Source organism: Pseudomonas sp. GCEP-101 (genome assembly GCF_025133575.1).
Lineage (GTDB): Bacteria > Pseudomonadota > Gammaproteobacteria > Pseudomonadales > Pseudomonadaceae > Pseudomonas > Pseudomonas nitroreducens_B.
Window position 1 is genome coordinate 2,338,920 of record NZ_CP104011.1, and the last position, 13,081, is coordinate 2,352,000.

Below are 13,081 nucleotides of genomic sequence, written 5' to 3' on the forward strand. Positions count from 1 at the left end.
CACTCAGCGCACATGCACGTAGGTGCCCGGCGCCGCTTCCTTGGGCGGGTACTCGGCATTGCCCAGCTCGAAGCTCACCGGGCGGCGTTCGCCGGAGCGCTCCTGGATCCACTCCAGCCACAGCGGCCACCAGCTGCCTTCCTGGCGCTTGGTGTCGTAGTACCAGGCGCGCGGGTCGGAGCTGATCTTGCCGTTCTCGAAGTAGCAGGCCTTGGGGTTGCCCGGCGGGTTGAGGATGCTCTGGATGTGCCCGCTGTTGGAGAGCACGAAGCGGGTGTCGCCGCCCAGCAGCTGGGCCGAGCGGTACACCGCATCCCACGGGGTGATGTGGTCGGTGATGCCGGCGACGTGAAAGTTGTCCACCGCCACCTTCTTCAGGTCGATGGCGGTACCGTTGACTTCCATCGCGCCGGGGCGGGCCAGCGGGTTGTGCTTGAAGAAGTCGAGGAAGTCGCCGTGCAGCGCGGCGGGCAGGCGGGTGTTGTCGTTGTTCCAGTAGAGGATGTCGAAGGCCGGCGGCTGCTTGCCCAGCAGGTAGTTGTTGACCCAGTAGTTCCAGATCAGGTCGTTGGGGCGCATCCAGGCGAACACCTTGGCCATGTCGCGGCCGTCCAGCACACCGTGCTGGTAGGAGCGGCGCTTGCTGGTCTCCAGGGTCTGCTCGTCGGCGAACAGCGCGGCGGGGGTTTCCACCTGGCTGTCCAGCAGGCTGACCAGGTAGGTGGCGCTGGCGATCTTGCGCAGTTGCCGGCGTGCCTGCAGGTGGCCCTGCAGCGCGGCGATGGTCAGGCCGCCGGAGCAGGCGCCCATCAGGTTGACGCTGCGGCTGCCGCTGATGGAGCGGCACACCTCGATGGCCTCGTCGAGGGCGGTGACGTAGGTCGACAGGCCCCACTCGCGGTGGCGGGCGTCGGGGTTGCGCCAGCTCACCATGAACAGTTGCAGATTGTTCTTCAGGGCGTACTGGACGAAGCTCTTTTCCGTCGTCAGGTCGAAGATGTAGAACTTGTTGATCTGCGGCGGCACGATCAGCAGCGGCTTGGCGTGCAGGTGCTCGCCCATCGGCTTGTACTGGATCAGCTCCAGCACCTCGTTGCGGAACACCACCGCGCCGGGCGTGGTGGCCAGGTTCTGGCCGATCTCGAAGGCGCTGCGGTTGACCTGGCTGGGCATGCCGCCGTTGTGCATCAGGTCGTCGAGCAGATGCTGCACGCCCTTCACCAGGCTCTGCCCGCCGGTGTTGAACAGCTCCTTGACCGCCAGGGGGTTGAGCAGGGTGTTCGACGGCGAGGCGGCGTCGGAGAGGATCGACAGCAGGAAGCGTGCGCGGGCGCGGTCGTCGACGTTCAGGTCGCTCTCGTCGATCCACGCCAGCAACTGCTTCTGCCAGGCCAGGTAGGCCTGCACGGTGCGCCGGTAGAAGGGGTTGAGGCGCCAGGACGGGTCCTGGAAGCGCGCGTCCTGCGGGTTGGGCTGCAGCGGCGAGTCGCCGATCAGCACCTTGCCCACCTGCTTGCCGAAGGCTGCCAGGTGCCTGGCCGAATGCACCGGCTGGCGCACGCCCTGCAGCGCCAGCATGCGCAGGGTGGATAGCAGGTCCTTGCCGCGCAGGCCGACCATCGCGCTCTGCGCATTCATGTACTGGGTGGGGGCGGGAACGCTACCCGGCTCTGCTTTCTCTCGCATGAACAGCACTCCGTAAAGGTCCGATCTGCTTTGAAGGGCGAAGCAAGGGCTGTACCGGAGTCGGGAAGACCCCGTTCCAGACGCCTGCCGCCGGTTCGAGGGGTGTGCACGGGTATCGACGCGAGAGGGCGACTGCCCGAAAACAGGGCAGTGGATCAGCAGCCGGGTTGCTCTGCGGTCACCTGCAAGGTGCCCGCAGCGCTGTTCCCGAGTCAGGCGCTACGTGTCGATACCCGTGAACACGCCTGTTTGTTGTTCGGCTCTTTAAAAAAAGTGCCTGCCGAGTGATCGGTCAAGGCAGGATGCCCACCGACTGTGACGAAGCGGTGATGCTTCAGCTGGCTTTCGGGGCGAAAGGCCGGGGGTGGATGATCGCGCGTTGCCGTTCTTCCTGGAGGAACTTCATGATGATCGGCGCCACGGTTTCCGCGCGGGTCACCAGGAACAGGTGGCCGTCGTCGATCACGTGGAGCTCGGAGTTGGGGATGCGCCAGGCGATCATGCGCATGTTGATCAGCGGGATGATCGGGTCGTCGTCACCGGCCAGGATCAGCGTCGGCTGGCGGATCTTGTGCAGCCAGTGGATGCTGGTCCAGCCGAGGCCGGCGAACAGCTGCCAGTAGTAGCCCATCTTGCCGGAGGAGCGCACCTTGCTGGCGAACGCCATGGCCAGCTTCGGGTCGCGGCGGAAGGCGCCGCCGTAGATGTCCGGGGCGATGTGCACGCCGTAGGACGGCTGGATGTAGCGCCGCGGGCTGGCCATGCGCCAGAGCACCCTGGGCTTGCCCGGCACCATCACCGCACCGGCGGCGGTGGCGGCGAGGATCAGCTTCTTGCAGCGCTCGGGGTAGTCATGGGCGAACTGCTGCGCGAGGGCGCCGCCCCAGGACACGCCGATGGCCGTCACCTGGCCATAGTCCAGGTAATCGAGCATCCGCGCGGCCAGCTTGGCCAGGCCCGGGAAGCGGTACGGCGTGCTGGGCGTGGACGAGCCGCCGACGCCGGGGACGTCGAAGGCAATCACCTCCAGGTCCGGGTCCAGCGCGGCGACGAAGGGGAAGACCAGCTCCAGGTTGGCGCCGATGCCGTTGAAGATCAGCAGCGGCGTCATGTGCTTCTTGCCCGGACGCACGGCGGTGCGGATGGTCTGCCCGTCGAGCTCGATGGTGCGGAACTCGAAGGGCTGCGCCGCCGGCGCCTTGCTCGGCAGGATCTCCTCGTCGCTGCGTTTGCTGCGCGCGCGCCGGCTCGTCGGCGCTGCCGGTTCCACGGCTGGCGACGCTTCTGGAGTGGTGGCGTCGTCCACGGCGCCGGCTTGCGGGAGGAGTTCTGTTTTCATCGTTCGTGTACGTAGGTTCCAGGGGCGGCTTCGCCGGCCGGATGGGCCTTGTTGCCCAGCACGGTCGGGGCCTTGCGCGTCTTGCCCGAGCGCTCGGCGAGCCAGTTCTGCCAGTGCAGCCACCAGGAGTCGGCGTGCTTGCTGGCGTTTTCCTGCCAGGCCTTCGGATCGGCCGAGAGTTCCGGGCCGGTCATGAAGCGGGCCTTGGGGTTGCCCGGCGGGTTGAGGATGCTCTGGATGTGCCCGCTGTTGGACAGGATGAATTCACACTTGCCGCCCAGCAGGCGCGCGGAGCGGTAGCAGGCTTCCCAGGGCGTGATGTGGTCGGAGAGGCCGGCCACGCAGTAGAAATCGCAGGTGACCTGCTTGAGGTCGATGGCCGTGCCGGAAACCTCCAGGGCGCCTGCGCGGGTCAGCGGGTTGGTCTTGAACATCTCCACCAGCTCGCCGTGCAGCGCGGCCGGCAGGCGCGTGGTGTCGTTGTTCCAGAACAGGATGTCGAAGGCTGGCGGTTCGTTGCCCAGCAGGTAGTTGTTGACCCAGTAGTTCCAGATCAGGTCGTTGGGCCGCATCCAGGCGAACACCTTGGCCATGTCCTTGCCCTCGAGCACGCCGGACTGGTACGAGCGGCGCTTGGCGGCTTCCAGGGTCTTCTCGTCGGCGAACAGGGCGATCTGGGTGTTCAGCTCGAAGTCCAGCACGCTGACCATCTGGGTGAAGGCATGCACCTTGTTCTCGCCCAGCGCGGCGTAGTGGCCCAGCAGGGTGACGGTGGTGATGCCGCCGGAGCAGGCGCCCAGCATGTTCAGGTCCTTGGCGCCGGTGATGGCCAGGACCGCATCGATGGCTTCCTTGAGTGCCTCGATGTAGGTGGTCAGGCCCCACTCGCGCTGCGCCTTGGTCGGGTTGCGCCAGCTGACGATGAAGGTCTGCACCTGGTTGCGCAGGCAGAAGCGCGCCAGGCTCTTCTCCGGCGAAAGGTCGAAGACGTAGAACTTGTTGATCTGCGGTGGCACCACCAGCAGCGGGCGCTCGTGCACGCTCTCGGTGATCGGCTTGTACTGGATCAGTTCCAGCACGTCGTTGCGGAACACCACCGCGCCCTCGCTCAGGGCCAGGTTCTTGCCGACCTCGAAGGCTTCCATGTTGACCTGGCTGGGCATGCCGCCGTTGTTCACCAGGTCCTTGGCCAGATGGGTGAGGCCGTCGAGCAGGCTCTTGCCGCCGGTCTCGAAGAAACGTTTGACCGCCGCCGGGTTGGACAGCGTGTTGGTCGGCGCCATGGCCTCGGTCATCAGGTTGATGACGAACTGGCCGCGGCTGATGTCCTGGGCGGACAGGTCGCTGTCGCCGATCCAGCTATGCAGCTCCTTGCGCCAGGCCAGGTAGGTCTGCAGGTAGCGACGGTACAGCGGGTTCTGACTCCAGGCCGGATCATTGAACCGGCGGTCGTCGTCCGAGGGTTTGAGCTCGGACTTGCCGAGCAGCACGTTCTTCAGTTCAAGTCCGAAGTGGGCGACGTGCTTGGCGCTATGGAAGGGCTGCTTGACTGCCTGCAGCAGCACCATCCGGGCAGAGGTGAGCAGGTCCTTGCCCTGAATGCCGATCACCGGGCTGAGATTCAGGGTGTTTTCCGCGGCTTGCTGGGGTAGATCGCTGTTGTTCTTCTGGGTCATCGGCGACGCTCCATTGTCCTGAGACGCATACTGGCGGGGCTCACCTTGGTGACATGTGGCCAAGTACTGCTCGGGGTTGCGGAACGTGGAGAGGGCTCCACGCGATTCATCTACTTGGCGGCATCACTGGAAGATCAGGAAACCACGCTCTATGCACTGTAGCTCCGTACATTGCACTGCCTTGGTTACCCGAGTTTCCTTCGCCGCGCAAGCTGGTGCAGCGTGGGCCAACTCCTAGGAGTATGTCGGGAAAAGTTAGAAAACGCGCCCTAGAGCGGGGGCATCTCGCCAATCCCCTGACGGCAGCCACGCACGCGACAGTCTGCAACGGGAATGTTGCAAATGGCGTGCCCTGGAAGGATTGCCCGACGAAGGTTGGTGCGGAGGGTCTCTTTCGTAGGAGCGAGCTTGCTCGCGAACCCACCCCTGTTGCGGGGCTATTCGCGAGCAAGCTCGCTCCTACAGAAATGCGGTGGCGTGGGGAGATCAGCGCGTAGGGTGCATAACCCGGAACGGGTTATCCGCCGATGGCATCCATGGCGGATAACGCCTTGGGCGTTATGCGCCCTACACGGTAGAGCGAGGTGCGGAGCAATTGTAGGAGCGGATTTATCCGCGATGGGCCTGGCGTAGCCTCGGACCGATCGCGGACGGAGTCCGCTCCTACGCAGGCGGAATTTCGGCGTTAGCGGCTTACAGCATCAGCTTGACGACAGATTCCGACGGGTCGCGGGATTGGCCGGCCTTCTCCAGCTGCGCCAGGTAGTCGGCCCACATCTCGTCGTGGCGCACGCACAATTCGTACAGGTAATCCCAGGTGAACAGGCCGCTGTCGTGGCCGTCGTCGAAGGTCAGCTTGAGCGCGTACTGCCCGGCCGGCTCCAGGTTGCTCAGGCCGACGTTCAGCTTGCCCACCTGCAATACCGGGTTGCCATGGCCCTGGACTTCCGCCGACGGCGAATGCACGCGCAGGAACTCGGCGGACAGATCAAAGGACTGCTCCCCGTAAGTCAGCGACAGCTTTTTCGAGGCCTTGTGCAGCTTGATGGCGGACGGGATGCGCATGGGCAGCTCCTGGACGGCGATGGCGGCATTGTAGCGCTGGCGCAAACGCAGCGGGGCGCCCTGAGGCGCCCCGTTGCGTCGGCGGCTCGCTTAGAGAATGTAGCGCGACAGGTCTTCGTCCTGGGCCAGCTCGCCCAGGTGGCCGTTGACGTAGGCCGCGTCGATCACGATGGCCTTGTCGCTGTGCTCGCTGGCGAGGTCGGCGGCATCGAACGACACCTCTTCGAGCAGGCGCTCGAGCAGGGTGTGCAGGCGACGGGCACCGATGTTCTCGGTCTTCTCGTTGACCTGGTAGGCGATCTCCGCCAGGCGCTTGATGCCGTCGGCGGCGAACTCGATGTCCAGGCCCTCGGTCTTCAGCAGCGCGGTGTACTGCTCGGTCAGCGACGCGTGCGGCTCGCTGAGAATGCGCTCGAAGTCGCTCGGGCTCAGGGCTTTGAGTTCGACGCGGATCGGCAGGCGGCCCTGCAGTTCCGGCACCAGGTCGCTGGGCTTGGACAGGTGGAACGCGCCCGAGGCGATGAACAGGATGTGGTCGGTCTTCACCATGCCCAGCTTGGTGTTCACCGTGCAGCCCTCGATCAGCGGCAGCAGGTCGCGCTGCACGCCTTCACGGGAGACGTCGGCGCCGCCGGCATTGGCGCGCTTGGCGATCTTGTCGATCTCGTCGATGAAGACGATGCCGTTCTGCTCCACCGCCTCCAGGGCGCGGGCCTTGAGGTCTTCTTCGTTGACCAGGCGCTGGGCTTCCTCGTCGCGGATCAGCTTCATCGCCTCGGCGACCTTCAGCTTGCGGGTCTTGCGCTTGCCCTTGCCCATGTTGGAGAACAGGTTCTGCAACTGGTTGGTCATCTCTTCCATGCCGGGCGGGGCCATGATTTCCACGCCCGAGGGGATGTCGGCGACCTCGATGTCGATTTCCTTGTCGTCCAGCTGGCCTTCGCGCAGGCGCTTGCGGAACAGCTGGCGGGTGTTGGAATCCTCGCGCGGCGGCTCGTCACCGAAACCGGTGGTGCGCGCCGGCGGCAGCAGGGCGTCGAGGATGCGCTCTTCGGCGGCGTCTTCGGCGCGGTATTTCACCTTCTGCACTTCCTGCTCGCGGAGCATCTTGATCGCGGCATCGGCGAGGTCGCGGATGATCGATTCGACGTCGCGGCCGACGTAGCCGACCTCGGTGAACTTGGTCGCTTCCACCTTGATGAAGGGCGCGTTGGCCAGCTTGGCCAGGCGACGGGCGATCTCGGTCTTGCCCACACCGGTCGGGCCGATCATCAGGATGTTCTTGGGCGTCACCTCGGCGCGCAGCTCGGCCGGCAGCTGCATGCGCCGCCAGCGATTGCGCAGGGCGATGGCGACGGCGCGCTTGGCGTCGTCCTGGCCGATGATGTGGCGGTTGAGTTCGTGGACGATCTCGCGGGGAGTCATGGACATGTACGGGTGCTCCGGAGGGACAGCGGGTCTCAGACCGCGCTGTCCAGCTCCTCGATGGTCAGGTTCTGGTTGGTGAACACGCAGATGGAGCCGGCGATGTTCAAGGCGGTCTCGGCGATTTCGCGGGCGCTCATCTCGTCGGTGCCTTTCTGCAGCAGGGCCAGTGCCGCTGCCTGGGCGAAGCCGCCGCCCGAACCCATGGCGATCAGGCCATGCTCGGGTTCGACCACGTCGCCGTTGCCGGTGATGATCAGCGAGGCGTCCTTGTTGGCGACTGCCAGCATGGCTTCCAGGCGGCTCAGGGAGCGGTCGGTACGCCAGTCCTTGGCCAGCTCGACAGCGGCGCGCACCAGGTGGCCCTGGTGTTTCTCCAGCTGCTGCTCGAAGCGTTCGAAGAGGGTGAAGGCATCGGCGGTGGCGCCGGCAAAGCCGGCCAGCACTTCACCGTGGTACAGGCGGCGGACTTTCTTCGCGTTGCCTTTCATCACGGTGTTGCCCAGGGAAACCTGGCCGTCGCCGCCCATGACGACTTTGCCATTGCGGCGGACAGATACGATGGTGGTCAAGGGTCTTACTCCACACTAGCGGGGCGTTGTGCCCGAATGCAGAGTCAGATGGGGACTGGGAAGGCGGGGTTCAAGTCCTGCGCCGGACGAGTAGCGCGCATTTCGCGCGCCGCCCGTCGGCGCAAGCCTTGCTGCAGCGCAGGATCAGCGGGTCTGGCGCTGCTGTAACAGCAGGTTGCTGAAGCCGTTGCCGGCGAGCTGCTTCTGCGCGGCGGAGGCCTTGGCGCGGTCGCCGTACGGGCCGACCATCACCCGGTACCAGGTTTCGTCGCGCACGGTGCCCGATTCCACGCGGGCGTTCTGGCCCATCATGATGATCTGCGCGCGCAGGTGGTCGGCGTCGGTCTGTTTACGGAACGAGCCGGCCTGCAGGTAGTACTGCGTCGCGGCGACGGCCGGCGGCGGCGTCGGCTTGGCCGGCGCGGTGTCGCTGGCCGGTGCCTGCGGCAGGGCCTGCTTCTGCGCGCTGGCGACCTGGGTCGCGGGCGGCGTGGCGGGCGTCGCCGGCTTGACCACCGCGGGCGGCGGCGGATTCTGCCCGCTCAGCGCGGCCAGGGCGCGCTGGGTGTCGATCTTCTCGGCTTCTTCCTTGGTCGCCACCACGGTCTGCGGCGGTTGCGCCGGCTGCGGCTTGGTGGGCGGCGGCACAGCTTCGGGCGGCACGGCGACTTCCGAACCCGGCAGCAGGGTGTAGAAGTCGTACTTGGGCTTCACCCCGGTGGGGGTGGCCGGCTGTTGCGGCTGCACGGTGCCGGAGGGCTTGTTGGAGCCGACCACGGTCTTGGGCGCCTCCGGCTTCTCGCGCTTGACGTCGTTGCGACCCGGCTCCAGCTTCATCAGGAACATGATGAAGCCGCCGATGGCCAGGCCTGCGACCAGCCAGACCCAGCCGGGGACCGACGTCTTCTTGGCCGGGGCCTGGTAGCGGCTGGCGCCGCGCTTGGGAGCGGGTTTCTTCTTCGCCATGGGTGCTTACATGCGCTCCAGGGTTTCCAGGCCCAGCAGCTCCAGGCCCTGCTTGAGGGTGCGGCCGGTCAGCGCAGCGAGGCGCAGGCGGCTTTCCTGTTGCGCCGGGTCCTCGGCGGTGAGGATCGGGCAGTGCTCGTAGAAGCTGGAGAACAGCCCAGCCAGCTCGTACAGGTAGGCGCAGAGGATGTGCGGGACACCCTTCACGGCGACGTTGTTGAGCAGGTCGGTGAACTGCGCCAGCTGTGCGGCCAGGGCGATTTCCTGCGGTTGCTGCAGGACAATCTTGCCGCCGACTTCGTCATAGCCCTTGCCCAGCTTGCGGAAGATGCTCGCCACGCGGGTGTACGCATACAGGAGGTACGGCGCGGTGTTGCCCTCGAAGCTCAGCATCAGGTCGAAGTTGAAGCTGTAGTCGCTGGTGCGGTGCTTGGACAGGTCGGCGTACTTCACCGCGCCGATACCCACTGCGTGGGCGATCTGGCGCAGGTCCTGCTCGCTGAAGTCGGGGTTCTTGCCCTTCACCAGGGCGTAGGCGCGCTCCTCGGCCTCGATCAGCAGGTCGATCAGCTTCACGGTGCCGCCGTCGCGGGTCTTGAACGGCTTGCCGTCGGCGCCGTTCATGGTACCGAAGCCCATGTGCTCCAGTTCCATGCCGGCCGGGACGAAACCGGCGCGGCGGGCGACTTCGAACACCTGCTGGAAGTGCAGGGCCTGGCGCTGGTCGACGAAGTACAGCACGCGGTCGGCGTGCAGCACCTTGTGCCGGTAGCGCATGGCGGCGAGGTCGGTGGTGGCGTAGAGGTAGCCACCGCCGGCCTTCTGCACGATCACCGGCAGCGGCTCGCCTTCGGCGTTCTTGAACTCGTCGAGGAACACGCACAGGGCGCCGTCACTCTCGACCAGCAGGCCCTTGGCGGTGAGGTCGGCCACCACCTGGGCGAGGTCGTCGTTGTAGGCACTCTCGCCCTTCACGTCGGCCATGGTCAGCTTCACGCCCAGCAGGTCGTAGACCTTCTGGCAGTGCGACAGGGAGATGTCGTTGAAGCGGGTCCACAGGGCCAGGCACTTGGGATCGCCGGCCTGCAGCTTCACCACCAGCTCACGGGCGCGGTCGGCGAACTCGGCGGACTCGTCGAAGCGCTTCTTGGCGGCGCGGTAGAAGACTTCCAGGTCGTGCAGTTCGGCCTGGGCATCCACCGGTTGTTCTTCCAGGTAGGCCAGCAGCATGCCGAACTGGGTGCCCCAGTCGCCCACGTGGTTCTGGCGGATCACCGTGTCGCCGAGGAATTCCAGCACGCGGCTGACGGCGTCGCCGATGATGGTCGAGCGCAGGTGGCCGACGTGCATTTCCTTGGCCAGGTTCGGCGAGGACAGGTCGACCACCACGCGCTGGGCCGGGCCGGCCTTGCGCACGCCGATGTGGCCGTCGGCCAGGGCCTTGTCGAGGCTGGCGGCGAGCCAGGCCTGGTCCTGGAAGAAGTTCAGGAAGCCGGGGCCGGCGATCTCGACCTTGGCCACTTCCGGGCTCTGCGGCAGCGCCTCCACCAGCTGGGTGGCGAGGTCGCGCGGCTTCATGCCGGCGGGCTTGGCCAGCATCATGGCGATGTTGCTGGCGAAGTCACCGTGGGTTCGGTCCTTGGTGTTCTCCACCTGGATGTCGGGCGTCAGGCCGGCCGGCAGGGTGCCGTTCTCGGTGAGGCGGACAAGGGCTTGCTGGATCAGGTGGCGAATCGTGTCTTTCATGGTTTTCTCCGTGCTCGCGTGCATCCGGCGCGCGCGACCGGTTATCGGGCTCAGAACCGCGCATTATCCGTGGCCGGGCATGGCTTGCCAACCGCGGAGCGCTCCAAGTTCAGTCTCGCCGCTGTGCCATCCGTCGCGGCTGATGGAAGTCAATGTAGGACGGATGCACAGGCCCGGAGGGTTTTATCCGTGCGGCGCGTCTGTCAGAAGAGGTCAATCGGGTCCACATCCAGCGACCAGCGTACCTGGCGCCCGCTGGGCATGCCTTCGAGCAGTTGCAGCCACGGCGTGAGCAGGCGATGCAACGGCGCACGGGCCGGGCACATCAGCAGCAATTGGGCCCGGTAGCGGCCGGCGCGGCGCTCCATGGGAGCCGGTACCGGGCCGAGGAGTTCCACGTCATGGCCGAGTGCGGCCTGCAGGCGCTCGGCCTCGGCGCAGGCTTCGTCGAGGAAGCCCTCGGCCTGCCCCGGCTTGTGCGCCTCGGCGCGCAGCAGGGCGAGGTGCGAGAAGGGCGGCAGGCCGGCGGCGCGACGTTCGGCCAGGGCCTGGTCGGCGAAGGCGAAATAACCCTGTTCGGTGAGCTGCACCAGCAATGGGTGGTCGGCCAGGTGGGTCTGGATCAGCACGCGGCCCGGCTCCTCGGCCCGCCCGGCGCGCCCGGCAACCTGGACGATCTGCTGGGCCATGCGCTCGCTGGCGCGGAAGTCAGCGGAGAACAGCCCGCCATCGGCGTCGAGGATCGCCACCAGGGTTACGCGCGGGAAATGGTGCCCCTTGGCGAGCATCTGCGTGCCCACCAGGATGCACGGCTCGCCCTTGTTGATGGTGGCGAACAGGTCGCGCATGGCGTGCTTGCGCGAGGTGCTGTCGCGGTCGATGCGCAGCACCGGGTAATCGGGGAAGAGGATGCGCAGGCGTTCCTCGGCACGCTCGGTGCCGGCGCCGACCGGGCGCAGGTCCACGGTGCCGCATTTCGGGCAATTGCGCGGCGGCCGCTCGCGGTGGTCGCAGTGGTGGCAGCGCAGCTCGCCGCTGCCCTGGTGCACGGTCATCCGCGCGTCGCAGCGCGGGCACTGGCTGATCCAGCCGCAATCGTGGCACAGCAGGGTCGGGGCGAAGCCGCGGCGGTTCAGGTAGACCAGCACCTGCTGGCCGGCGGCCAGGGTTTCCTTGATCGAGCGCTGCAGCGGCATGGAAATGCCCGAATCCAGCGGCAGGCTCTTCACGTCCAGGCGGTGGAACGTCGGCTGGTGCGCGCCGCCGGCGCGCTGGGTCAGGCGCAGCAGGCCGTAGCGGCCGCTCTGGGCGTTGTGCAGGCTTTCCAGCGCCGGCGTGGCGGAGCCCAGCAGGATGGGCACGTTCTCCAGCCGCGCGCGCACCATGGCCAGGTCGCGGGCGTGGTAGCGCAGCCCTTCCTGCTGTTTATAGGAAGCGTCGTGTTCCTCGTCGATGATGATCAGCCCCGGGTTCTTCAGCGGGGTGAACAGCGCCGAGCGGGTGCCGATGACGATGTCCGCCTCGCCGTCGCGGGCCGCCAGCCAGGCGTCGAGGCGCTCGCGGTCGGTCAGCGCGGAGTGCAGCAGGGCGATGCGCGCGTTGAAGCGGCGCTCGAAGCGCGACAGCGTCTGCGGGCCGAGGTTGATCTCGGGGATCAGCACCAGCGCCTGCTTGCCGGCTTCCAGGGTTTCGCGGATCAGCTGCAGGTAGACCTCGGTCTTGCCGCTGCCGGTGACGCCCGCCAGGAGGAAGCTGTGGAAGCTGCCGAAGCCGGCACGCACCGCCTCGAAAGCGGCGCGCTGCTCCGGGTTCAGCGGCAGCTCCGCCTGCGCCAGCCAGGGTCCGTGGTGCGGCGGCACGCTGTGCACGCGCACCTCCAGGCTGACCAGGCCCTTTTCCTGCAGCAGGTCGAGGCTGTCCTTGTTGATCTGCAACTGGCTGAGCAGGTCGTGGGCGACACCGTGGGGGTGCTGCTTGAGGATCTTCAGCGTCTCGCGCTGGCGCGGTGCGCGGGCCAGGCGCGGGTCTTCCTCGCGGGCGCCGGGTTCGGCGTGCCAGAAGCGCTGCTGTCGCGCCTCGGCCGGGTCGCCCTGGCGCAGCAGGTTGGGCAGCGCCCAGGACAGCGTGTCGCCCAGGCTGTGCTGGTAATACTGCGACGTCCAGCGGCACAGCTCCAGCAGGTGCGCCGGCATCGGCGGCTCGCGGTCGAGTACCGCCAGCGCCGGGCGCAGCTTGTCTGCCGGTACGTCGGAGGTGTCCACCTTGTCCACCAGCACGCCGACCATCTCGCGGCGGCCGAACGGCACGCGCAGGCGCACGCCCGGCTGCAGGCGCTGCACATCGACCCCGCGCGGAGGCAGGTAATCGAACAGGCGGCGCAGCGGCGAGGGCAGGGCAAGACGCAGGATGGCGGGTGAGGGCACGCGACGGATTCCGGGGCGGCAAGGAGCGTCGGATGGTAGCATGGGCGATGCGACGGTCGGTCATGCCTGATCTTGCGTTGAAGGCGATCTCTGGTATGATCCACGCCCTTAATTTGCGTGCGGTGCCCGGTAAAAGATCCCGCCCGCGGTCCTTGATGGCCGTGGCTCGGCTTCTGCCAGAGA

Annotated in this window: 9 protein-coding genes; all 9 read right to left on the minus strand. The window is 66.8% G+C overall.

The genetic code is table 11. The annotated features are described in order from the left end of the window. Positions 1-3: 3 nt before the first annotated feature. Positions 4-1,686, minus strand: coding sequence for a class II poly(R)-hydroxyalkanoic acid synthase (gene phaC / locus N0B71_RS10620; RefSeq protein WP_259758865.1), 1,683 nt, complete (start codon positions 1,684-1,686; stop codon positions 4-6). Between the two features lie 334 nt (positions 1,687-2,020). Then, positions 2,021-3,025, minus strand: coding sequence for a poly(3-hydroxyalkanoate) depolymerase (gene phaZ, locus N0B71_RS10625; protein WP_259758867.1), 1,005 nt, complete (start codon positions 3,023-3,025; stop codon positions 2,021-2,023). Further along, positions 3,022-4,701, minus strand: coding sequence for a class II poly(R)-hydroxyalkanoic acid synthase (phaC, locus tag N0B71_RS10630; protein ID WP_259758869.1), 1,680 nt, complete (start codon positions 4,699-4,701; stop codon positions 3,022-3,024). The genes phaZ and phaC (N0B71_RS10630) overlap by 4 nt, the downstream gene beginning before the upstream one ends. A gap of 693 nt (positions 4,702-5,394) precedes the next feature. Continuing rightward, entirely contained in the window at positions 5,395-5,766 is a 372-nt protein-coding gene (locus N0B71_RS10635) for a DUF971 domain-containing protein (RefSeq protein ID WP_259758871.1), read from the minus strand. Positions 5,767-5,856: 90 nt separating this feature from the next. Then, positions 5,857-7,197 carry an ATP-dependent protease ATPase subunit HslU gene (hslU, locus tag N0B71_RS10640; protein ID WP_259758873.1) on the minus strand — a complete coding sequence of 447 codons (1,341 nt, stop codon included), beginning with the start codon at positions 7,195-7,197 and terminating at the stop codon, positions 5,857-5,859. 29 nt (positions 7,198-7,226) lie between these two features. Further along, on the minus strand, positions 7,227-7,763 hold the full coding sequence (hslV, locus tag N0B71_RS10645; RefSeq protein ID WP_259758874.1) for an ATP-dependent protease subunit HslV: 537 nt from the start codon (positions 7,761-7,763) through the stop codon (positions 7,227-7,229). 144 nt (positions 7,764-7,907) lie between these two features. Continuing rightward, a complete protein-coding gene (locus tag N0B71_RS10650; protein WP_259758876.1) occupies positions 7,908-8,729 on the minus strand; it encodes an SPOR domain-containing protein in 822 nt (273 codons plus the stop codon). A gap of 6 nt (positions 8,730-8,735) precedes the next feature. Continuing rightward, the gene (argS, locus tag N0B71_RS10655; RefSeq protein ID WP_259758877.1) at positions 8,736-10,475 is read right to left on the minus strand and encodes an arginine--tRNA ligase; all 1,740 of its coding nucleotides are present in this window, start codon (positions 10,473-10,475) and stop codon (positions 8,736-8,738) included. Positions 10,476-10,678: 203 nt separating this feature from the next. Continuing rightward, positions 10,679-12,940, minus strand: coding sequence for a primosomal protein N' (locus N0B71_RS10660; RefSeq protein WP_259758878.1), 2,262 nt, complete (start codon positions 12,938-12,940; stop codon positions 10,679-10,681). Positions 12,941-13,081: the final 141 nt, after the last annotated feature.